Below are 22,061 nucleotides of genomic sequence, written 5' to 3' on the forward strand. Positions count from 1 at the left end.
GACAGGTCATCACAAGGCGTCCAAAGCCCGCCGCAGGTCGGCGATTAGGTCATCGGCGTCTTCAAGACCCACCGAGAGACGCATGAGGTCCTCGCCGACTCCATCGGCCAGATGGGCATCCTTGCGGATCGGCTGACGAGCACGGGTCAGGCTTGCCGGATGATAGATGAGGCTGTCGGCATCGCCGAGGCTGACAGCCCGGGTGATCAAGTTGAGCCGGTCCATCATCCGGCGCGCGCCCTCGAACCCAGCGTGGAGGCCAAAGGCCAACATGCCCGAGCCTTGGGACATCTGCTTTCGCGCCGTCACCTGATCAGGGTGCGAGTCGAGGAAGGGATAACTCACCCATGCCACCGCCGGGTGCGCCTCGAGCGCCCGAGCCACCGCAAGGGCCGTGCCGCTGTGCCGTTCCATGCGCAGCGTGAGCGTCTTCAGACCGCGCAGGATCAGGAAGGCTGACATGGGCGAGAGCGCTGCGCCGGTGATGTAGCGCAGGCCCGTTTCGTGCAGCGTGCGGAGCGTTGGCGCGTCGCCCAGAAGCGCGCCCCCAAGGGCATCGCCGTGCCCATTGATGTACTTGGTCAGCGAGTGGAGCACGAGGTCTGCCCCATGTTCGAGCGGCCGCTGGAGCGCGGGGGAGGCGAAGGTGCTGTCGACTGCAACCTTTACACCGCGCGCGTGGGCGCGCTCGGCAATGGCAGCGATGTCGAGGATGCGGCTCAGCGGATTCACCGGCGTCTCGAAGAAAACAAGCCGGGTCCGCTCGGTGATCGCGGCATCGAGATTGTGAGGATCGGACAGGTCGACCGCGACGACCTTGATGCCGAAGCGGGGGACCGCCTGTTCGACCATGGCAAGCGTGTTCGCATAAAGTGTCCTGTGGACGATGAGTTCATCCCCTTGGGACAGGAGCGACAGGATCAGCGTCCCGAAAGCCGCCATCCCCGAGGCAACGACCAAACCTGCCTCGGCTCCTTCCAGATTGGCAAGCCGTTGTTCCAGGATCTCCGTCGTCGGATTGTATTCGCGCGCATAGAGCCTTCCGCCAAGGGTGGCGGCGGCCTCGTTCGCTGCCACGCTTTCGAATCCATAGGTCGAGGTCAAGAAGACTGGCGGCTGAACGGCATTGGAAAAGCGGGCCGGATCGTAGCCATGATGGATCGCCCGAGTGGCGAACCCGGGACCGGTGTCGTTGGGCGACCGCGTGAGAGCATCGGTTTCGGATTGATAGGAACGGGTCATTCGGCCTCTAGATCTTTCTTGGGTTTCCGAAAGATTGACGGCAAACTGGCCGATGTGAAATATCCAGTTGGCAATGAATGAAATGGTCCAGTCTTCAAGTGCCGGTTCTGCAGGTCGCTCGCACGCGATGGGTGCACGCCAGATCTACGAGGCTCTTCGCGAGCAAATCCTCGGCGGCGTCTATGAAACCGGCAGTCAGCTGCCGTCCTCCCGAGGCCTGGCAAATGACCTTGGCGTTTCGCGAACGACGGTGACGGTCGCCTATGAGCAACTGACCGCGGAAGGTTTCATCGACGTCCGTCAAGGCGCACGACCCCGCGTTGCATCTTCGTTGATCGGTCCTGAGACAAGCCGCACGCCTGCGAAACGGGTCGGCTCGGTTCTTCTGTCCGCCTATGGGGGCCGACTGCGCGTCACGCCGCCCTGGCCGGATTATCTGCCGACTGGGCTGAAGGTCGATTTCCGCTATGGTGACCTGGCGCCGTCGGATTTCCCTGCATTGATCTGGAAACGCGCGATGAACGAGGCGATGGCGCAGCGCCCGTTGCGTCTTGCCTATGACGATCCTCGCGGCTCGCGCCGGCTGCGCCAAGCGTTGCAGGGCTATCTCTGGCGCGCCCGAACCCTGAGCTGCGACCTCGAGCAGATCATCATCGTCAACGGTTCGCAGCAGGGCCTCGATCTGTGCGCGCGCCTGCTTCTCGATCCCGCCGACAGCTTCGTCATAGAGGATCCGTGCTACAGGATGGCGCGTCAGGTCTTTGCCAGCACAGGCGCCTCGCCCGTCCCCGTCACCGTCGACGAGGACGGGATGAAGACGGAGTTGCTGGCGGGGATTGGTGCACGACTGGCCTATGTCACGCCATCGCATCAGTTTCCGTTGGGCGGCGTCATGCCGATCACGCGCCGCCACCAGCTTCTGGAATGGGCGCGGCACAACAATGCCTACGTGATCGAGGACGACTACGACAGCGAATATCGCTACGACATCAATCCGGTCCCTCCGCTGCACAGTCTCGAGGACCACGGGGCTGTCATCTACCTCGGCACGATCTCCAAAACGCTCTCGCCGATGCTGCGTATCGGCTACCTCGTCGTCCCGCCGGAATTGCAGGAGGTCTTCGCAACCGCCAAACAATTCGCGGACCGGCATTCGCCGGTAGCTGAACAGGAGGCTCTGGCCTCTTTAATCGAGAGTGGCGGCTACGAAAGCCATGTGCGGCGTGTGCGCAGGCTGAACGGCGAGCGTCGGGAGGCGTTGTTGGGCGCCTTGCGGCGCAGCTTCGGAGATCGCATCGCTGTCCAGGGAGCAGAGGCCGGTCTGCACGTCGTCGTTTGGTTCGACGAACTGCCGCGATCGCGGGAAACGACCCTGGTCGAAGCCGCCCGAGGCGCGGGCCTGGGGCTGCACCTGATCTCGCCCCTTTACGAGCGGCAATCGGACGAAGGCCGCATCGATCGCGTGGGGCTTGTCATGGGCTATGCCGCCTTGAGCATTCGGCAGATCGAGAAGGGCGTTGAGGTCCTGGGAGCGGTTGTCAAGCAGGTGCAAGACGCGTTGCCGGGACACGGTGGCTAAAACGGCGGGGACGTGGCGTGCTGGCGAGGAAACCGACCCTTGGGCTGAACCGCATTTCGTGCAAAGCCAACTGGACTGGGAAAACGCCATGCAACTGGCGCTGTTGATCAGGCCAGTTTGGCGGCAGATTTTCGTGCGAGACGAATTTCCGAGAGCGATGCATAACCGGCAAGGAAAGCTGCTTCACATCCATATCGCGCCCGCTGCCTTTTATGAAATGGAGGATCTGGCGGAGGCGTAGCTTGTTGCCGGCCGAGGCGGGCTCGAGCACCCGCAAGAGATAATCGACGATCTCTACCAGGCCTTGTCCACGGCCGAATGATGGAATTATCCAGCGCATGGTGCGGCATGCACCATGCCGATGCCAGAAGATCTGGACGCTCGACAAGCACCTTTCTTCAAACATTTCCCGAACGACCCGCAGCGCAAAGCCTCCCCATGAGAAAAGAGCATCCCATGTCTTTCACGCCATTGATTGCCCCCGAGATCAAGGCCCGCTACCCGGATTTTCATCTGATCAGCATTGTGGTGCGGAACGCTGAAATCGACGTGCCGGATGCACAGGCGTTGAACGACACGATTGCGGCGGCGGAACAGGCGGCGCTTCGCGATGACGCCCAAAGGGACGCGCATCTTGCGGCGTGGGCCGTTGCCTACGAGGCTTTCGGCACAAAGGCCAATCGAACGCCGTGCTCGGCCGCCGCGCTTCTCAAGCGGGTGCGGAAAGATGGCTCTCTCCCGCGGATATCCCCACTGGTTGATGCCTACAATGCCGTCAGCGTGCTGTACGGCGTTCCGATTGGCGGGGAGGATCTCGATCTCTACCAGGGGGTCCCGAGACTTTTAATTGCGAAGGGAGCGGAGCCATTCGACACGATCCAGCAAGGTGAAATGGTAACCGAGCATCCTGAACCGGGCGAAGTCATCTGGTGCGATGATGCCGGTGTCACGTGCCGCCGCTGGAACTGGCGGCAGGGGCGGCGCACCATGGTCACGGTCGATACCCGCGCCATGTGGCTCGTGCTGGAAGCCCTCGGCCCAATGTCAGCTAAACAGATGACGGCCACCGGAGAGCATCTGATGGGACTTATCCAAGCGTTGTGCCCGGGTGCGCGAATCGAAACAGCGCGAATCGACGAGTCCACTACATCTCGTGTTCCTTAGGGCATGGCCCCATCTTTCGGAGAAACACCCCACTCAGCCCTGTCCGGATCTGGCGCTCCTTGCTCGCTCCGCTGGCCTACACAGTTGATTGCGAACGACCCAGAACGGCTCTCGAAAACGAGCGCCGAACGAAATCAGATCACTGCTTGTTCTCCCTTAGCGTTGTTTGGCGTACTTTTATCGCGATGCCTCCAGTGGGGATGGTCCAAATTGCGCAAGCTCGGTCGAGTGATCGCGGAGAAGCTTAATGTCGACTAAATCGAGGAGCGGTACGGACAACGGGCGCGAACCCGGGACGTCGTCCCGGTGTCGTCAGGCTCTCCCGTCCGACTGAGCCTCAGTTTTCTTCACGGCGCGAATACTCCTGAGGCCGCCCGGATTCTCGTTAAGAGACAGCTGCCGCTCAGGACGGCCCACGCGATACTCACGGAGATGGTCGATCACGGCAAGGCGTTCGTGACGGTTCCTTGCGTTGACGACCTATTGGCACTGAAGAATGAACTGTCGTCCGCAGGCGTGATCGCGAAGGTTCATGCGCCGCGGCCGATAAGTGTTCGCGAAGTCCGGGATCGCACGAAGCTCTCTCAGGAGGCATTCTCCGTGAGGTATGGCCTCGATCTGGCAACGCTTCGAAACTGGGAGCAAGGTCGCTCGAAACCGGATGCAGCGGCGAATACTCTCCTTTGGACCATCGCCCGGAATCCGGAAGCAGTCGAAGAATCGCTGGACATGGAGGACGGAGTGGCTGCCCCTTCGCCCTAAGGGGGCCGATCACTTCGGCGCGCGGCAATTCGGCCGTCAGCGCGATGGCCGGCCGCCGCGCGGTATCGACAGCGCGCGAGCCTCATGCGTCAGACGCCTTCCTTGGCATGTCGCACGCCAGATCCCAAACATGTTTCCATCGCAACGAGCTGGTGACGGAAGCAGTGTCTGCACTTTGGAAACGAGCCATTTGCGTTCTCATGGACGTCGCGACTCGTCTCGTCCGGTAAAAGTCGCAATCATTGTCAATTGCGATGTTCCGCAGTCAGCTGGCCGTTTATTTTCCTAAGATCTGCGTTGTAGGCCGGGGTGTTGTCGCCGTTTCGGCGGGTAAGATGGGATAGGCGACCTCGGGTGCCTTTCCGGTCAGCGAGTTGAGGAAGGCAACAAGCAGGTCGACTTCTTCGTCCGCCAGTACCACGCCAAGCTGGGTGGTTCCCATGATGGCAACGGCCTGTTTCAGATCCCAAACCTTGCCCGAATGAAAGTATGGCGCGGTGAGTGCAACGTTGCGCAGCGGCGCCACGCGGAAAACATAGGAGTCGTCGGCTGCATTGGTGACCGCAAATCGGCCCTTGTCTTTTTCCGGCAGGACCTCGGCGCTGGGCTGTTCCACGAGGCCGAATGGGTAATAGGCTTCCCCACCAACGTTGATGCCGGCATGGCAGGACGAGCAGCCTTTGTCCATGAAAAGCGCCAGGCCCTGTTTCTGTTCGGAAGTCATGGCGGCGTCATCGCCATTCAGGAAACTGTCGAAGGGGGCCGGCGTGACCAGTGTCGCCTCGAAGGCTTCGATTGCCTTGGCGAGGTTGTCGAAGGTGACCCGATCGGCTTCAGCCGGAAAAGCTGCATCGAACCACTCGACATATTGCGGCATGGACTTGAGCGTGGTGATGACTTGGCCCGGTGTATTGGCCATTTCGATCCCGGCTTGGACCGGTCCCTTCGCCTGAGCCTTCAGGTCTTCGGCACGACCATCCCAGAACTGGGCGATGTTGAAGACAGCGTTCAGTACAGTCGGCGCGTTGCGCTGTCCCTTCTGCCAACCATGGCCGATCGAGGTTTCGTGATTGTCGTCGCCGCCGGTGGCCAGGTTGTGGCACGAGTTGCACGACAAGACGCCTGACGCAGAGACGCGTGGATCGAAGAACAGTGCCTTGCCGAGAGCGATCTTTTCCGGGGTGATCGGGTTGTTGGCGACTGCCGGCGTGGTGGGTGGCAAAGCCTTGAAAGTGGCCATTGCCGTTTCTCTGAGGTCTGCGGGGATCGAATCCGCAGCAAAGGCGGTGGCCGTCAACAAGGGGACAGCCATCGTACTGAATAGGACTTTCATAAATGATCTCGCTGCGTCGTGCACGCAGCCACTCTGGGATATGCGGCTCATGAACGCCCTGCGCTAGATCAGTTGCGGGAGAGGACCGGGGGTCTGACACCTGTTTTTGCGGCAGAGCTTGGACCGTCCCGGAATTGAACGCTCTTCTCGATTGGATTTTGGGAGGCGGAGGATCGCTGCTCGGCAAGCGGCGGCGCCGGAGCCGTGCTCCGGTTCTCTCTGCGCCTTCAACTATGAAGAAATCGGGGCCACCGTGTCGGATTCGGTTTGGGGCCGGTTATCTGTTCCGCAGCAGTCCTGCTCGACTTCCGCCTGCCTTCGCCAGATCGACCTTGGCCCAAATCGATCCGCGATCGTGTCTTGTAGCACCTTTGCGGGACGATCTTATTTCGACTGTAGAGGGCCGTTTGGGGTGAGCAGAATTACACGAATTTCAGAGGCGCCCGAGTAGCTGTTTTAATTGGCTTGTAGGCCTCCATAGAGCGAATATTGGCAGACGACGGAGCACAATTTTGGCTTCGTTTATCATCTTGCTTCAATGGGACAACTGCTTTGCAATCATTACACGGTAATTTACCATCATGAATTTGAGAACCAAGTCCCACGGAGTGATTTTCACACCGGAGGCGTTGCAATCCTGTCGCGAGAAGCTGATTTACAAATACAACAAGATGATTAACATCGCCATAGCGCCGCAAAATATTGTTTGTTCGCTACACTACGCTCCAGATGCCGGCGAAATCTCGACACAATAACCTCGTCGGCGTACCCGCTCCAGCCTCACACACGACTGGGCGCCTATACTTGCGCTTTTCCACTGCCCGACATGCAGGCAGCGAGCCATTGCATCGCCGAGGTTGCATCTTCCAATATGGCGACCTGTTTCGCAAAGCGGAAAACAGCCTTGCGCGCTGCGCTCGCAGGTTTTCGTCCGTTGTATGCATCAAAGCACGCCCTGAGGGCGGCTTCGTAGATCCGGTCTCTGCGATCTTCTGGCCCTTCGTTGAGAAAATCGATAGCATCCGCAGGACTGGCAATCTCTTGCACGATGTGCGCTGCACGCCTTACGAAAAGTGGGCTGCTGAAGTCCCTGAGCTCATTCGTTCTTCCCGACCTGCTGAACCGCTCGTTTGCGTGAACAGGCGCCTTCTCCCGCCCACCATTGCGGAATGTGTTATCACAGCGATAGCGGTTCAATGGCAAAGCAGCGGCGTGATGTCCTCGGTTTACCAGCGGGCCAATCCCTAACATCCTGCTGCGAGGGCGGCTCACCGGATGATGAATCTACATCGTTTCGACCATTGCGAATCAACGTTTGATACTTCCTTCACGCGCCACCAGGAAGCGGCCACTGCTCGGCCACCGATTTCACAGCCAAAGAGAGGATGGCGAAACAGAAATAGCCCGCTTCGTTTCGAGAATACTGGTCATTTCGGCGCAAAGCTTACGGCCGAGACGCGCCTGAAAATGCGCAAGGACCGCGGCAGGTCGCCAACAACGGGCGGATCAACGGTCACGACGGCGGATACCGCGCCATAGATCTCGCTGGACGAGCATCGTAATAATCGTGTCGAGACCTTTGTTGCTTTCAGCGGCGACCGCCACTATGAAGCGACGCTTCGCCGACTGTGTTTCACGCCGCCTGGAGAGTTTCATGACAGAAGAAGCCGAAAAAAACATCAACACCCTCATCGAGCTCACGGCCGATGTCGTCTCAGCCTATGTCTCCAACAATCCGATCCCGGTGGGGGATCTCCCTGCCCTCATCGGCCAAGTGCACGCGGCTCTGAAAGGGACGGCGGAAGGTGTCTCTGCAAAAGAGCCGGTTGCCCTTACGCCTGCAGTCCCGATCAGGAAGTCGGTGACACCGGACTACATCATCTCCCTTGAGGACGGGAAGAAATTCAAATCGCTAAAGCGCCATCTGTCGACCCACTATGGGCTGACGCCGGATGGATATCGGGCCAAATGGGGCCTGTCGGCGGATTATCCCATGGTCGCGCCGAACTACGCCGCGGCGCGCTCGTCATTGGCCAAGACAATGGGGCTCGGCCGCAAACCGAAAGCGCCGGAAGCGCCGGAGCCGGCGCCGACGAAGCGAACCCGCAAGAAGGTCGCGGCTTGATTTCGGCAATGGAGATTCGTTCTGGAGCGTTGCAGCCATCGGCTTAATCTGCGCGTCATATAAAAAGGCGGGGCCAACCCCGCCTCCTTTTTTATTTCATGAGGAATTCGCGACGCCTGCAGCAATCTGCTGCCCTCAGTTTTTGCTCGCTCCTATCGAGCGGCCGTGAGGACCTCCGGACCTACGCGCCCACTCTTGCCAGGACGCAGGAGAAAATTTCAACCAGCTTTGCTGAGACTGCCAGCGGAGGATTTGCCAGTGCGGCGGTCCTGTTCAATCTCATACTTGATCTTCTGGCCGTCAGCGAGGGTCGAGAGGCCCGCGCGTTCGACAGCGGAAATGTGGACGAAAACATCCTGACCGCCATCGTCGGGTTGGATAAATCCAAACCCCTTGGTGCTGTTGAACCACTTCACTGTTCCGGTCGCCATATGCGTATTCCTTTTGTAACAATTGCAACGTGGGCAGGCCTTTGTGGCCAGTCCGATTCATAGCCGAGACTTAGGGGCAGCAAAACGAAAAATTTCAAGGCCGCTTGATTGGTCGGCGGCAACTGGCGCACTCCATTTTGGCCGTAGTCGCCAGCAAGCACTGTCCTACACTACCGCTGGAGCATGGCCGGAAGCGCCCGATCCTTCCAACGCTCCTCAGCGCCACGTCTAGGGCTGGTGCTTGGAGGCACGGGACGTAAGGCCGACCGCTGCTCGTGCCGCCAGGTCAAAGGCCGGGTAGTTCACGGAGCTACCTTCGTGCATAACGGCTTGGCAAGCGCTTGAAGGAGTTTCGAATTGGATTGTTTCAAGAGGGTCGAGGGGTTGATCGATGCCACCAGCGTGGAAGCGATCGATAACGCGCGCGTTTTGCTGGACCAGTTCAAGGGCAAGTCAGAAACAATCGCCCAAGCGATCGACGACTTCCTACTTGATTTCATGACATTGCTGTTTGTGGTAGAAGCTACCCGCGAGCGGTTCCACAATCCGGCGAGGCGGTTGGCGCGCATCAGATTGAGCAGGATCAGGCTGTTACTCACCCGATGCTCTTGACTTTAGGGACCACGCCGCCAGGGATGCGTTTGCAGCCGCAAGGAAGGCAAAATCTGTTCGCCGGCAAACCGAGCACAGCCAGGCGGTATTTACGCAGATGAATTCGATCGCGACCGCCAAATTCTCCTGTTTGGTACCCAGCGACGACGGCAAGCGCGGACAGCTTCCGTGCTGCTGTCCTCCAGCGACAGACGTGCCTGCATGCCCCTCTACGGCGAGCTCGACGGTTGTTTCTTACGTTTGACCAAGGTCCCGCGCAAACACTCCCCTTTCCCGCAGCAACTCATCAGGCTCAACGGCCTCGCGGCAGGCGCATTACGCCAGAAGCGCGCGACCGCATCGTTTTTTCCCGCCCGAGTCCTACGATCTTCGTTTTCCAGCGCCTCGCGGATATCGCCCAACTTGCCGATTTTTGGATCAGATCCGTCCTAGCGCGCGAGCAGGCTCCGGGTTCGAGTTGGCTGGGCTGCTCACGCCTCTGCCCTTCAGCATCGACCCGGTCTGGCTGTCGAGGACAGGGTCCCGCTGGGGCGACCAACATCTCCATTCTCACCGTCAGTGCAGCGGCCATTCGAAGCGCATCCTATACCCCTCCCCGGCAGCGCGCCCAATCGTCTTCCGAACGAAGAAGATATTCTCAGCCGCGCCCGTCGCGTTCGGCCCTCTCCGATGTCCGACAATGTCGGATGCGCAACATGGCAGAGCCCGATTTGTCCACATGCCTCGAACGGTTTTCTGATCTGGCACGGTGCATGCTTGGTCATCCTAAAGGCGTCGCGGACCAAGGAGAATCCGTTCCATGATCACCTCACCAAGGAATACCGCCGCAGGTCTCCTCCTGGGTCCATCCAAAGATGAGGCTCGAGTAAGGCCTGGCACCATGAAGAGCTTATTCATCTGCCTCGGCGCTGCCCGCCGATCCTCCCACGCGGGGAGACGGGGACGCAGCGCCTTCATCAAACTGAGGAACAAATCACTTTGCCTCGAACCTTGCCTTTCGACCAGCCACCACAACCGGAGCCATCGATCGTCCCCCTGGCTGCGCAAGGCGTTCATTGCCACCGCGCTGGCCCTGGTGACGACCGCTCCGGCTCTGGCCGCCACCGCCGGCGGCAAGGTGACGGATTTCCTGCTCGACAACGGCATGGAAGTGGTCGTCATCCCCGATCACCGCGCGCCGATCGTCACTCATATGGTCTGGTACAAGATCGGCAGCGCCGACGAGCCACCCGGCAAATCAGGCCTTGCCCATTTCCTCAAGCATCTGATGTTCAAGGCGACGACCAACCACGCCGCCGGCGAGTTCGACCGAGCCGTCTCAGCCATTGGCGGCTACAATAACGCCTTCACCGCCTATGACTACACCACCTTCCTCGAGACGGTGGCCCCCTCGGCGTTGGGTGAGATGATGGGCTTCGAGGCCGATCGCATGTTCAACCTCATCCTCAACGACGATGATATCAAGACCGAGCGCGACGTGATCCTGGAGGAGCGCCGTTGGCACAGAGAGACGAACCCGCATGCTCTGCTGGACGAGGAGGTCAACGCGACGTTGCGGCAGAACCAGCCCTACCGCATCCCGGTCATCGGCTGGATGCAGGAGATGGAGAAGCTGAACGGCACCGACGCATTCACCATCTACAACAAATACTACCGACCGAACAACGCCGTGCTGGTGGTGGCCGGCGACGTAGAGCCTGAGACGGTGAAGGCGCTGGCCGAGAAGACCTATGGCAAGGTTGTGCGCGGGCCGGACCTGCCCGCGCGCAACCGCCCGGTCGAGCCGGAGCAGAACACCAGGCGCACAGTGACGCTGACCGATGCGCGCGTTTCGGTGCCGAGCTTTTCCACTCAATGGGTGGTGCCGTCCTATCATACGGCAGAGCCCGGCGAGGCCGAGGCGCTCGACCTGCTGGCCGAGATCCTCGGCGGCGGTAACCGCAGCCGGCTATATCAGGAGCTTGTGGTCAAGCAAGGCATAGCGTCGGCGGCCGGCGCCTCCTTCCAGGGCACCATGCTAGACGACACCAATTTCACCATCTCCGGCTCGCCGCGCGGCGATGCAAAGCTCGTCGATCTCGAAGCGGCGGCCGTTGCCGAAGTCGCCCGGATCGCCAAGGATGGCGTCACCAGCGACGAGCTGGACAAGGCCAAAGACCGCTATATCCGCTCGGTGATTTTTGCGCACGACGAGCTGGACCACATCGCCAACATTTATGGCAAGACGCTCACCACCGGTGGCAATGTGAAGGACGTGCTCGAGAGGCCGGACCGCGTCCGCAAGGTCACCACCGACGAGGTCAAGGCGGTCGCCGCGCGTTATCTGGTGCTCGACCATTCGACGACAGGCTATCTTTTGCCGCAGCAACAGGCGGGGAATTGATCATGAGCTCCATCCCCATGCAAATGCGCCGGCCGGTCTTCCGTCGGCGCGCTTTCGCCACGCTGTTCCTCTCCATCCTCTTTCTCATCTTGCGGGCGCTCGCCGGGTAAACGGGATCTGTTTAAAGCCGCGAGGAGCGGTTTTCGCGGGCCTTGCCAGGCATTTGCCGGTTCAGGCGTCATTATTGGGGTGCGCTCCTCCTCAGGCCAGCCTCTCTTCGAGTGGATAGAGTCGCCGATTCGTGGTCCGCAGATTGTAGGCGCAGGCCACCAGCATCCACTCCGCGCGGCTGGCGAAGCCGATGTCCGTTGTTCAATCGTTCGACTAGTAGAACCGCGAGGCATCTTCTAGCGTATTCAGGTATTCTCCCTTTCCAGTTGGTACCGTGGTCTACCAGCTGTCTGGCCGAGGCCCTATAAGGAACCCGGACGTCGCGGAGTACACACCGCACCTGCTATATATACCTGCTGTGTTGAGGAGGAATCCGGTATTGCCCCTGTGCCTGCCGATGATCCGTCACCTGAGATCCCCCGACCTGTTTGGACCCATTGATCGCCTGCCGGCACTTGGCACGCGGATTAGCGAGCGGACATTCGAGGTCCTCAACCCGTCGACTGGCGAAGTGCTGGCAGAACTACCCGACATGGGTGTCGAGGAGACATGCGCTGCGATCGACAAGGCCTATGTCGCGCAGCCTGGATGGGCAGGGTTGACCGCACGTGAGCGCAGCGACGTTCTATGGCGATGGCATCAGGTGATCATCGATCACGCCGACGATCTCGCCGCGATTCTCACCGCGGAGATGGGCAAGCCGCTTGCCGAAGCCAAGTCGGAGATATCGCATGCTGCGGCGTATCTGCAATGGTACGCCGAGGAGGCCAATCGCGTCTATGGCGAGACGATCTCCGCACCATCGATGGACCGCCGAATGCTGGTGATCAAGCAGCCCATCGGAGTTGTTGGCACGATAACGCCATGGAATTTCCCGGCCTCGATGGTGGCGCGCAAAATCTCGCCAGCCTTGGCGGCGGGCTGCACGATCGTCCTCAAGCCCGCTGAACAGACGCCGCTCGTGGCGGGAGCAATGTTCGCCCTCGCCCAACAGGCTGGCTTTCCCGAAGGCGTCGTCAACCTGATCTATGCGTCCGAAGGTGACGCGGTCGGCCGCGAACTTTGTACCAATCCCAAGGTCCGCAAGATCAGCTTCACCGGGTCGACTGAGATCGGGCGCCTGCTCATGCGCCAGTGCTCGGACCAGATCAAAAAAGTCAGCCTTGAGCTCGGCGGCAATGCACCTTTCATCGTCTTCGATGATGCCGATATCGATACCGCGGTTGACGGTGCGATCCAGGCGAAGTTCCGCAATGCCGGCCAGACCTGCGTTTCGGCGAACCGCCTTTACGTCCAGTCGGGCGTTCACGACGAGTTCGTCGAGAAATTCGTGCAACGGGCTCGCCAACTTCAAGTTGGTGATGGTTTCGCTCCCGGAGTGGACATCGGACCGCTCATCGACAAGCACGCATTGGCCAAGATCGAATCCCATATTGCCGATGCCGTCGCCAAAGGCGGCGCAATTCGCTGCGGGGGCAAACGCATCGGCACGAATGGCACGTTTTTCCAACCGACAGTCCTGACCGGTGTCTCCAGCGGAATGACCGTCGCGCAAGAAGAGACATTCGGGCCGCTGGCCCCGATTATTCGCTTCAAAGATGCGGATCAGGTCGTGCGTGAGGCCAACGACACGATCTACGGCCTCGCGGCCTACTTTTATGCCTCCAACCTGAAGCGTGTCTGGCGTGTGGCCGAGGCCTTGGAATATGGAATGGTCGGGGTAAATACCGGCCGGATGTCTTCAGAAGCGGCGCCGTTCGGTGGGATAAAACAGTCCGGCATCGGGCGGGAGGGATCCCGCCATGGCCTCGAGGACTACCTCGAAATGAAATATCTCTGCATGGGCGGCATCTGAATTTTCGGCTTGCAGGGTTCACAGACCGGGTAACCTAGCGAGCGATCTCCAAATATGTGAATTGTAGGATCGCTCCTCGATTGGGAACTGAGGGGCGGCTCCGTACCCGAGCAAACACGCTCCTGAAGGAGCACCCTGGCTGGACTTATCTCTCGACGAGACAAGCGTCTGCTTGTCGGCGAAGACGGCGTGCATGTGACGGAGGATACGCTTGCGAGGGATTTGGCGGCCCTCGCCGACTATCTTCAGGCGACGGGCTGTCGTTGCGCGGGTCTGGTTGGAAGCTTGTTCACCATCGCGATCGTGAACGCTGGCTGTGCGCAATATCCGGTTTCTGGGGCAGAATTTTGAACCTGCTACCTTCCGATTGTCAGTAGCTCAGTTGTTCTTCGGCCGACTGCCGCGCCGGTACAGGCTCGGCCAGAATCGAAGATACCATCAGGCAGGCATTCGCATTCGACATTCCGGTGATCGGCGCACGATCCAGGGCGCGCCATGTTGACCAAGCGCCTCGAACCGCATGACAGTCTTGACCGGCTGGAGGACGGAAATTCCGCGATGCCGAAGAGGTTGGTCAGCACAGTCGAGCCCACACGGCATTTGCGGCACGAAACAGCAAGGGCTGGGAAGCGATCGGCCGAGCGGTCCTCGAAGGCGCGGGCCAGGGTGTCGACGATGCGTCGGTTCAGGTCCGCCAATCTGGTCTCTACCGTCTGATAGCGGCTTCGGTCGCCAGTGACAGCGAGTAAAGATATTTGGCATCATCGGCTTTGATTGCCGCGCAGATCTGGTCGAGATTGGGATAGCTCACTGGTGCACCTTTGGGCTCATAGTGCTTCCCCCTCATCGAGATGAGGATTGCCGGATTTGGCGTAGAACACCAACACGGGTCCGAGATCAAAGCGCGTCTCGGGCGCAAGGCGCTGGACGGACCGGGGCCATGTTTCGGTTGAGACGCCATCGATGCCTCGCGCCAGCGTTCTGGCGAATCGGGGCATCAGCGGAGCGAGTGTCGGTGCCAGGATCGCAGCGGCCGTCGTCTGAAGGGCTAGCGAAGTCCGATTGCGGGCGGGATAGAAACGTCGCGCCGCCGCATAGTCTTGCGCCCGACGGTAGATCACGCAATCGCGCACGAAATCGCAGACCTGAGCGGCCGCGCGCCGGACCGAGAAGCCTTCGTCCGAATAGGCGCGTTCCATCGCCGCGCGATAGATCTCTATCCGAGCAAAGAAGGCGCGGTCGGCCGGGCTCCAGTCGCCTGCATCGGGTACACGGCCGCCAAAATCCTGCTTGATTTCCTGGTTCAACGCATCAAGCCAGTTCAGCCAAATCCCTTGGAACACCTCGTTCTCGGTGCGGCGCAGCGCGTCCAGCGTGAAATCCGTCCGCTCACCTTCGGGGCGTGTCAGGCCCAAATGGAGGCGCACGACGTCGACTGTCTTTGGGCTCAGAACCTCCTTGCCCCAGACCGCATGGCGGCAGCTGGTTGAGAACTTCTTGCCGTCGAGCAGGTAGAACTCGTTGACGTGATAGCGGATGCGTGGCGTCCAGTGGGAGAAGACCTCGGCGTAAAGAGCGGGGTAGAGTAGCGCGTGGTAGAACGAATTGTCGAAGCCGAAGAAATGGACAATCTGCCAGTCGTTGCCGGGCATCTCCGCCTTCCAGTCGCGACCCAGCAAGCGGCCGAGCGCCTGGATGTTGTAAAGAAAACCGAAGGCCATTTCCGGCCAGACCCAGATCACTTGCCCCGGGAACCCTTCGGCCGGCAGGCCCCAGTCCGAGGGGTGGGTAATGGGCACTGAAAAGTTGCCGCGTCGGCGTAGGCGCGCGAAGAGATCCAAGATCCGTAGCGGGACGCCCGACGCCCTTAGATGCCGGTCGATATTGTCGTAGCATCGGTCCAAGGCAAGTTCCGGGCGGCGGACGGAGCCGACCAGCGGCGCCTCGGCAGACTGCCGTGACCGGGCTGCACCCAAGTCGTGGCAAAGGTTTGGGGCGCCGCATTCCTCGCAGATGTTGCCACCGGCGGAGCCGCCGCAATCGGGGCAGAGGCCGCTAACATCCGGTTCGTAAAGATAGTGGCCTGTCACAGCATCGAAAAGCGCAGGGCTCTGGCGCAGATCTACCGCCGTGCTGCTCAGAAGACTGCGGAAACACGCGGCTTGAAACTCGCCGTAACCGTCATCGTCCATTGTGGGTTGGAAGCTGTGGACGTCACAATCGAGAAGTGCAAGCGTGGCGCAAATCTCGTCGGCGTAGTAGCGCGCCACGTTTGCAGGCGTCGATTGATCGGCATCGGCGCGCATGGTGACGTAGCTCTGGTAATCGTCGCTTCCTGTCAGGTGGTAGGCCTCGACCCCTTTCATGCGCAGGAAACGCGTGTAGACATCAGCGCCAAAATAAGGGCCAGAAAGATGCCCCAGATGCAGATCGCCATTAGGCGTCGGTGGCGTGGAGAAGACGAAGATCGGTCCGCGTGGAGCCGTGGTCTTTGCAGCGGCATCAAGGGCGGCCTCGCCGTCTCGCCAGTAGACATCGACGAAATCTAGGTCTTCGTTTCCGTCGTTGCGCAGCACATGCGCTTCAAAAGGGTGGAACAGAACGACATCGCCCGCCTCGACCGAGATTTCCCCAAGGTCGGTCCTGACCTTGCCCGATCCTGACAGGATCACAAAGGCCTCGATTTCGTCGTGCCGATGGGGCTCGGATGTAACGCCCGGTGCCACCCTACCGAACGAAAACCCCGTGCCGGCGCTTCCCGTTCCAAGCGTGGCCATGTTGATACCGAACGCCCGGGACAGCGTCGTTCGAGAAAGCGTTGATTTCCGCATGACAAACCTAAGCAGTTGAAACAGTGGCATCTCCCGATGCCAACGCAACAGCCTCTTGTGCAAGTTGCGCAGAGAAGCGGCAGGCCCAACCGTTGGCGGCCCCGGCCAGAATAATGCGGCTCTGGGCCGCCAGGCGGGCGACGAGGGGGGCGCCAGTCGGGCTGTAGGCGTCATAGAAGACCGCCCTGCGACCACCTCCACAATCCACGTGCCAAAGCGTCGTAACTGGCTGAGGTCGATGCTCCGCGAGCCCGCAAATCAGAACGCCATACTCTCCGCGCATTTTTGAGCGGTCGATCAGTTTCGTGTGCATGCTCCGCCTGGCTGCGTGAGCTCAATCGCGATAGAAAATGCCATTTGGGGGCTTGAGTTTGTCGACATCGGCCACTTTGCCCTCGGGCGGGTTAAGGGCGCGCTTAAGCACGTTATATTCAGCGCGGGTCGGTCCACCGGTTGAAGCACGCTGGAACACCAAGTAGAGTGTCCGCCGCGAACGATTGCTTTTGTTCGGTCGTGAGTAGTGCGGTGCGTAATCGTCGAAGATGAAGATGTCGCCAGCCTTCCATACTACGGGTTCCCAGGAGAACATTGCGGCGACTTGAGGATCGATCACCCCACCGGCATCCATGGGAAACACCCCCTTCTTGTGGTTGCCGGGGCTGAAGAAAAGCCCGCCGTTTTCCGGGTCGGAGTCGTCGATGCCTATGGCAACCACCGCATGGACCATCCGGTCGGGGAGTTTGTGTGGAATGTGATAAATGTCCTGATGCGGGAGATAGCCGCCGCTGTCGGGGTAGTGGAAAATCAGCAACTCCTTGAGCCTGCGCGAATCTTCGCCAAGCAAATCCTCGACCGCTGACTCTATGCGCTGATCTTCTAAGAGCAAACGACGCAATGGATCATGGAAGTCGAGAAAATTCTCGATCTTTGAGATGATCTTTCGATTGTCCGTCGTCTTCTCGAACCACATGAGCCATTTATCATCGCTGACATCCCAGCGTGACATATCTTCGACAAAAGTAGATATATCTTCCTGAGCCGCTGGAGCGAAGAACCTTTCGAGCCTGACGTATCCGTCTTTCTGCCACTTTTCTCTTTGTGCATCAGTCAACATGCGAAAAGCCTCCTGTTGGAAAGACTGGTTGGTCGGACATCCCAATTAGGGCAGTCGGGCGCTGGTCAAGTTGCGGGTCCACGGAGACGGACTCACGTCATGTGGGACGGCGATGCTAAGTGCGTTCCGCTCCGGCGGATATTGTCCGCAGAAGCTCGGCGCGAGACTGCCTATGTCAGGCTCAGCCGGGTCCAGGGGTTCCGTAAACTGGGCCGGATCAGTCGCTTCACCCGGTCCAGCCACGACACGCATCGCTAAAGGCCGGCACCATCCGCTGACCGCCGACCCAGCCATGGCTGCCAAGACCACGGAGCTCTTTCGAGTGAGCGACCTGGTACGGTCTTGACAACCGTAGGGGAAATGCACGCCCCCAGAATAATGCGATGCGCCGCTTGGTCCAAGGGCTTGTTCGGTCACGATGATTTCGGAGAAGCCTCCGGCCTTCGCCGCAGCGGAGGCGCACATCATTCCTAGGATGCCACCGCCGATGATCAAAAGTCTACGAGTCATATCCCGCTGCCCATTTCTTCGGCTGCGGGGGCGGGCCAGCTCCCGATCGAGGTATGGCTGATGAAGCCAGGATGCTCGGGGTTCGCGCATGGCGCGCGCCCAAGAAGGCTATCGAGGATGCGGCGCGCGCGCCAGGCCAGCAGGCTTAGGTTCGGATCGGCCAGGCCGCGCTGCCCGAGGCTCGCGTTTTGTACGAAGATGCGTCTGTCACGCGGTCCTTCCCAGCTCACCGAAAAATCCTCGCGAATAGCCAATTCATTGTCGATCTGCTCCAGCCGGTGCGCGATGGGTTCCAAGAAGTCTGGCACCGCGTTCTCGTAACCGGTGGCCAGGATGACGATGTCAGCCGTGACTTCTTCGACTTCGACCATGCCGTGCTGCAGGGTCAGCCTGTGACCCGCGCCGGCGTTGATGCAGTGCGAGACGGTGCAGCCCGGCCGCAGTGTGATGTCGGATCGGTTTGGCTCGAAAAATGCGTGGCGGTACAGCGCCTGATAGATCGCGCGCAACGTGCTTTCCGAAATGCCGTCCGAGGCAAGCACGAAACGCCGCAGGAGCAGCTTACGCTGCGACTCGCTCATCGCCGCGAAACGATCCGAAAAGCAGGGCATGAACAACTCGTTTGTGAACGGGCTGTTGTCCAGAGGCAGATAGTTTTCGCGCTGCGAGACCCAAGTGATCGAGGCAGGCCGCCGTTCTTTCGGCAGGCCGACAAGATGCAACATCACCTCGGCTCCCGACTGGCCTCCGCCAACCACGCAGACATGCTTTCTCCGCACCTCGGGATGGATGTGCAGTAAAACAGATGAGTGGAACAGGTTGCGTCCAGTCCAGCCCTGAAACTGAGGCGGAATTTGCGCCTGCTTGCCAATGCCGACCACGACGTTTCTGGCGCCGAGAACCGCCTCATCCGTCCGCACCCGAAACGCGCCGTCAAAGCGGATTTCGTGCACGGTCTCGCCGCCACGGACAAGTGGGTTCCTGTGGAAGGCCCAGTTCAGGTACTGCTCAAACTCAGCTCTGAACACAGCCTCGAACTGTGCGTTCAGGAAGTGATACAGACGCCCGTTCTCGTGCAGGAAGTTTACGAAAGTGTAGGCTGATCGCGGATTCGCCAGCGTGACCAGGTCCTTGAAGTGGCTGACCTGGAGCTCCGAGGAATCGAATGCGATGCCTGGATGCCAGCGGAAGTCGACCTGCCGATCCAGGAACAATGCCCCTTGCCCAACTTGCTCGTGTATCTGACACGCAAGGCTCAAATTAGACGGCCCAGCACCGACCCCAACGCAGGATAACTCCACTTGCTTTCCTCCTATAGAGTCTTCCCACTAGGCGGCTTGTTCGCGGCGAGTATCGCCCATAGCCATTGGGCCCGTCGCGGACGTTTTCGAGCCCCGGTCCCGACCGGATTTGCGAGAATTTGTCCAGCGCGTTCGGGTCGTCGAATGTAGACCCGAGCATTCCAGCGCGGTGACAATCGACGGGTCATGCCGGCGACGTGGGGCAACGACGTATGTCCTTTCCGCCCGTCTGGATGCCCGCGTCGCCGTCACGCGAGGAGCTTTCCAGGCCCATTAAGGTGTTTGAAGCCGGCGCAATCGCCCGCCTCGACCATGACGCGCCGGCCTTTCGGCGACTTGATGGCAGGCGAGAGCGCGGTTTTCACTGCGGCTACGGCATTTTCAGTGCGCATGATCATGGACGACGTCTCGCTGATGCGTTCGCAGAGTCCCATGCATGGGCCGTGCCAGAGAAGGAAGTTTTATTTAACAATGGGTTGGCAGATTTGCGATCCTGTCGGAAATCCGACATTGAGGGGGACGCCTCACAGCGGCGCCCCATTTGCACGTCGATGTCGCCTTTTTCCGAATAGCTAATCGGGCCCCTTCTGCACCAGAAAACTTCTCTTATGGAGACCAGCACGAAGTCTTCATGAAGGGACAGTGCAGAACTTGGTGTCTCTGCCGGACAGATCGCGATGTGCCTTCGCCCATCGAGGTCGGCAGTTGCAAGAGCTGCCAGGTCCTTCGCCCTATCGTGCCGTTGCAGTGGCTCGATCCCGACATCCTCGGAGGCCGCGATCATGAAGAGTGACGCAATCTCATGTCCGTCGCGACGCCTCTCTCATGGGGAAGCAATTCTCTATGTTGGGGTCGGATCGATGCCTTTGATGAGATGGTTGCGGATGGGCGCATGCCCAGACCTAAGCGGATCAATGATTGCGCGATATGGGACGTTCACCAACTGGATTGTCGAATCTCTGTAAAGATAGCCCGAAGAGAATTGCGTTATGACCACTCTGCCGGTTCCAAAAGCACGTGCGCCATTCGGTCCCTGCGACTCAATCCAGGCGGAGGGATAAGGCCGCAAAGCAGTCTTTTGCGCGCCGACCGGTGGGCCAGGATGGAGCAATCGTAAACGCAGTTATTCGATGATCGCCGCCGCGGAGTCCTCAGGCTGTGCCGCGCCCGACACCAGCGACGTAGTGGTCGTCGAACGCCCCGTCGCCGATGTCGATCCGACAGCTCGGCCAGTTTCGCGGTGAGCTTCACTGTTTATTCCGCAGTGCCCACCGAGTGGCACGGGAGGTTCTATCAGGCGGTCACGGCTGCGTTCGTTGTCGGATCTTCGACGATGTCGGACATGAGACACAGCGCCATCAGGGTGATCGCATTGTTATGAAATGATTTTCTCATTTGGCACGACACCTGCAGCGCAGTCCGCAAAACGCGCTGCGGCACGGAAAGAGGAGAATCATCCCATGATCATGCGCGCCGAACATGCGGTCGCAGCCGCGAAGCAAACTGGGCACGAGCGCTCCGCCAATATCAAGCAATTCGAGCAAGATTTTTCGTAATTCAGTCCACATTTCTGAAGAGCAAGGAGAGAATATCATGGCGAGAAACCAAATGCGCGCGGCGCGGGGAGTAACAGCGGCCGTTGTCCTCATTGTGATGGGACAGCAGGCCGTCGCGGCGGACCTTGCGCAAGCGGCGAGCGTCCCGCAGGCGGGAGCCTCGGTCACGGAAGCGCCAAGCCCTTGGCAGATCCGCCTGCGTGCGTTGGGGGTCGTCACTGAGGATTCGGGCTACGTCAATGCAGTGCCCGGCTCCGATCTTTCCTATTCGAACACGGTGACGCCGGAACTCGATATCTCCTATTTCTTCACGGACAACATCGCCGCCGAGCTCATACTCGGCACCACCTATGCGAACATCGAGGGCCAAGAAACGATCGGGGGGCTGGGCAATATTGGCAAGGTTTGGCTGCTGCCGCCTACGCTCACATTGCAGTATCATTTTACCAATTTCGGCGCGTTCAAGCCTTATGTCGGCGCCGGCGTGAACTACACGATATTCTATAACCAGGATGTCGGCAGCGCCGATGCTCTCAAGGTTAAGAACACGTTCGGCACTGCGCTGCAGGTCGGGTTCGACTACATGGTGGATCAGCACTGGGGAGTCAACTTCGACATCAAGAAGCTCTTCCTGAAGCCAGACTTCGACGTCACGGTCGACGGCGCGAAGCTGATGGGGAAGGCTGCGCTCGATCCGTGGTTGATAGGCGCAGGCGTCACCTACCGTTTCTGATACCAAGGCGACGCGGCTTGCTGACAGCCGATCTGAAATGAAGGGCGCCTCGGGCGCCCTTTCCACGCCGGCGCTGCACGGGCGAGTCGACCCGGATCAATAGAGGGGTGGGGCCTCGTAACCCTTGGCGGGGAGGTATCCGAATCGGAGGAACGTTCTGATCAACTTTATGCGATGACCATCCAACGCATTGCAGCGCCTGCACCCGACCAGGTACTTGCCAGTAGCAGCCGACAGGCTGCCCCGCGCCAGGGACGCGAGCCGAACGGGGCAAGATCGCTGAAGCCTGCCGAAGAAGACCGGGCGCGGTTCACGAGCAGCCGGGGGGGGGGCGCAGCGCGCCGCGGCGGGGGGCAGTTGAATTGATGTGGGGTGGGGGGGGCGGATGGAGTGGGGGCGCCCCCCTCGCGCGGGGGGGG

General features: G+C 60.0%; 17 protein-coding genes. 9 read left to right on the plus strand and 8 right to left on the minus strand.

Annotation, left to right across the window (positions count from 1 at the left end; all coding sequences use genetic code 11):
* Nucleotides 1-9 precede the first annotated feature (9 nt).
* Entirely contained in the window at nt 10-1,242 is a 1,233-nt protein-coding gene (locus tag NKI50_RS27365; RefSeq protein WP_352718174.1) for a trans-sulfuration enzyme family protein, read from the minus strand.
* A gap of 82 nt (nt 1,243-1,324) precedes the next feature.
* Here NKI50_RS27365 and pdxR point away from each other — a divergent pair, with 82 nt between their 5' ends.
* From pdxR to NKI50_RS27385, 4 genes are all read left to right on the plus strand, one after another.
* Nucleotides 1,325-2,821, plus strand: coding sequence for a MocR-like pyridoxine biosynthesis transcription factor PdxR (gene pdxR, locus NKI50_RS27370; RefSeq protein WP_502900389.1), 1,497 nt, complete (start codon nt 1,325-1,327; stop codon nt 2,819-2,821).
* On the plus strand, nt 2,814-3,062 hold the full coding sequence (locus tag NKI50_RS27375; protein WP_352718198.1) for a hypothetical protein: 249 nt from the start codon (nt 2,814-2,816) through the stop codon (nt 3,060-3,062). Before pdxR ends, NKI50_RS27375 begins: the two co-directional genes overlap by 8 nt.
* A gap of 215 nt (nt 3,063-3,277) precedes the next feature.
* The gene (locus NKI50_RS27380; protein WP_352458254.1) at nt 3,278-3,985 is read left to right on the plus strand and encodes a B3/B4 domain-containing protein; all 708 of its coding nucleotides are present in this window, start codon (nt 3,278-3,280) and stop codon (nt 3,983-3,985) included.
* A gap of 432 nt (nt 3,986-4,417) precedes the next feature.
* Complete coding sequence (locus NKI50_RS27385; protein ID WP_023679674.1) at nt 4,418-4,747, plus strand: helix-turn-helix domain-containing protein; 330 nt, start codon at nt 4,418-4,420, stop codon at nt 4,745-4,747.
* A gap of 277 nt (nt 4,748-5,024) precedes the next feature.
* On the opposite strand, the gene NKI50_RS27390 is transcribed toward NKI50_RS27385, so the two are convergent.
* Nucleotides 5,025-6,080 carry a cytochrome-c peroxidase gene (locus NKI50_RS27390; protein WP_352718192.1) on the minus strand — a complete coding sequence of 352 codons (1,056 nt, stop codon included), beginning with the start codon at nt 6,078-6,080 and terminating at the stop codon, nt 5,025-5,027.
* A gap of 798 nt (nt 6,081-6,878) precedes the next feature.
* A complete protein-coding gene (locus NKI50_RS27395; protein ID WP_352718178.1) occupies nt 6,879-7,127 on the minus strand; it encodes a DUF982 domain-containing protein in 249 nt (82 codons plus the stop codon).
* 607 nt (nt 7,128-7,734) lie between these two features.
* Between NKI50_RS27395 and NKI50_RS27400 the strand changes: the two genes are divergently transcribed.
* Nucleotides 7,735-8,205 (plus strand): Ros/MucR family transcriptional regulator, encoded by a 471-nt coding sequence (locus NKI50_RS27400; protein ID WP_352452644.1) that lies wholly within the window; start codon nt 7,735-7,737, stop codon nt 8,203-8,205.
* Between the two features lie 218 nt (nt 8,206-8,423).
* Here the strand turns inward: NKI50_RS27400 and NKI50_RS27405 are convergent, their stop codons facing one another.
* Nucleotides 8,424-8,636 carry a cold-shock protein gene (locus NKI50_RS27405; RefSeq protein ID WP_352718180.1) on the minus strand — a complete coding sequence of 71 codons (213 nt, stop codon included), beginning with the start codon at nt 8,634-8,636 and terminating at the stop codon, nt 8,424-8,426.
* A 384-nt stretch (nt 8,637-9,020) separates the two neighbouring features.
* On the opposite strand from NKI50_RS27405, the gene NKI50_RS27410 reads away from it, so the two are divergent.
* The 3 genes from NKI50_RS27410 (at nt 9,021) to NKI50_RS27420 (ending at nt 13,597) form a co-directional block, all read left to right on the plus strand.
* Entirely contained in the window at nt 9,021-9,248 is a 228-nt protein-coding gene (locus NKI50_RS27410; RefSeq protein WP_352473851.1) for a hypothetical protein, read from the plus strand.
* An 880-nt stretch (nt 9,249-10,128) separates the two neighbouring features.
* The gene (locus tag NKI50_RS27415; RefSeq protein ID WP_352718182.1) at nt 10,129-11,631 is read left to right on the plus strand and encodes a M16 family metallopeptidase; all 1,503 of its coding nucleotides are present in this window, start codon (nt 10,129-10,131) and stop codon (nt 11,629-11,631) included.
* A 508-nt stretch (nt 11,632-12,139) separates the two neighbouring features.
* The gene (locus tag NKI50_RS27420; RefSeq protein ID WP_352718194.1) at nt 12,140-13,597 is read left to right on the plus strand and encodes an NAD-dependent succinate-semialdehyde dehydrogenase; all 1,458 of its coding nucleotides are present in this window, start codon (nt 12,140-12,142) and stop codon (nt 13,595-13,597) included.
* 827 nt (nt 13,598-14,424) lie between these two features.
* Here the strand turns inward: NKI50_RS27420 and NKI50_RS27425 are convergent.
* The 4 genes from NKI50_RS27425 to NKI50_RS27440 all read right to left on the minus strand — a co-directional run bounded on the left by NKI50_RS27425 (nt 14,425) and on the right by NKI50_RS27440 (nt 19,353).
* A complete protein-coding gene (locus NKI50_RS27425; RefSeq protein WP_352718184.1) occupies nt 14,425-16,374 on the minus strand; it encodes a class I tRNA ligase family protein in 1,950 nt (649 codons plus the stop codon).
* Nucleotides 16,375-16,762: 388 nt separating this feature from the next.
* Nucleotides 16,763-17,542 carry a phytanoyl-CoA dioxygenase family protein gene (locus NKI50_RS27430; RefSeq protein WP_352718186.1) on the minus strand — a complete coding sequence of 260 codons (780 nt, stop codon included), beginning with the start codon at nt 17,540-17,542 and terminating at the stop codon, nt 16,763-16,765.
* A 45-nt stretch (nt 17,543-17,587) separates the two neighbouring features.
* A complete protein-coding gene (locus NKI50_RS27435) occupies nt 17,588-18,142 on the minus strand; it encodes an FAD-binding protein (protein WP_352718188.1) in 555 nt (184 codons plus the stop codon).
* The gene (locus tag NKI50_RS27440) at nt 18,049-19,353 is read right to left on the minus strand and encodes a lysine N(6)-hydroxylase/L-ornithine N(5)-oxygenase family protein (RefSeq protein ID WP_352718190.1); all 1,305 of its coding nucleotides are present in this window, start codon (nt 19,351-19,353) and stop codon (nt 18,049-18,051) included. The genes NKI50_RS27435 and NKI50_RS27440 overlap by 94 nt, the downstream gene beginning before the upstream one ends.
* 1,608 nt (nt 19,354-20,961) lie before the next feature.
* Here NKI50_RS27440 and NKI50_RS27450 point away from each other — a divergent pair.
* Nucleotides 20,962-21,642 (plus strand): OmpW/AlkL family protein, encoded by a 681-nt coding sequence (locus tag NKI50_RS27450; protein ID WP_352718196.1) that lies wholly within the window; start codon nt 20,962-20,964, stop codon nt 21,640-21,642.
* Nucleotides 21,643-22,061: the final 419 nt, after the last annotated feature.

The sequence above is a fragment of the Mesorhizobium sp. M0563 genome, from assembly GCF_040321065.1.
Lineage (GTDB): Bacteria > Pseudomonadota > Alphaproteobacteria > Rhizobiales > Rhizobiaceae > Mesorhizobium.

Coding starts and splice junctions, on each gene's coding strand:
- pdxR (WP_502900389.1), top strand. CDS start 1,325: ATGGTCCAGTCTTCAAGTGCCGGTTCTGCAGGTCGCTCGCACGCGATG.
- NKI50_RS27425 (WP_352718184.1), bottom strand. CDS start 16,374: ATGGCCACGCTTGGAACGGGAAGCGCCGGCACGGGGTTTTCGTTCGGT.
- NKI50_RS27385 (WP_023679674.1), top strand. CDS start 4,418: ATGGTCGATCACGGCAAGGCGTTCGTGACGGTTCCTTGCGTTGACGAC.
- NKI50_RS27400 (WP_352452644.1), top strand. CDS start 7,735: ATGACAGAAGAAGCCGAAAAAAACATCAACACCCTCATCGAGCTCACG.
- NKI50_RS27380 (WP_352458254.1), top strand. CDS start 3,278: ATGTCTTTCACGCCATTGATTGCCCCCGAGATCAAGGCCCGCTACCCG.
- NKI50_RS27450 (WP_352718196.1), top strand. CDS start 20,962: ATGCGCGCGGCGCGGGGAGTAACAGCGGCCGTTGTCCTCATTGTGATG.
- NKI50_RS27430 (WP_352718186.1), bottom strand. CDS start 17,542: ATGTTGACTGATGCACAAAGAGAAAAGTGGCAGAAAGACGGATACGTC.
- NKI50_RS27415 (WP_352718182.1), top strand. CDS start 10,129: ATGAAGAGCTTATTCATCTGCCTCGGCGCTGCCCGCCGATCCTCCCAC.
- NKI50_RS27435 (WP_352718188.1), bottom strand. CDS start 18,142: ATGCGCGAACCCCGAGCATCCTGGCTTCATCAGCCATACCTCGATCGG.
- NKI50_RS27365 (WP_352718174.1), bottom strand. CDS start 1,242: ATGACCCGTTCCTATCAATCCGAAACCGATGCTCTCACGCGGTCGCCC.
- NKI50_RS27405 (WP_352718180.1), bottom strand. CDS start 8,636: ATGGCGACCGGAACAGTGAAGTGGTTCAACAGCACCAAGGGGTTTGGA.
- NKI50_RS27390 (WP_352718192.1), bottom strand. CDS start 6,080: ATGAAAGTCCTATTCAGTACGATGGCTGTCCCCTTGTTGACGGCCACC.
- NKI50_RS27420 (WP_352718194.1), top strand. CDS start 12,140: ATGATCCGTCACCTGAGATCCCCCGACCTGTTTGGACCCATTGATCGC.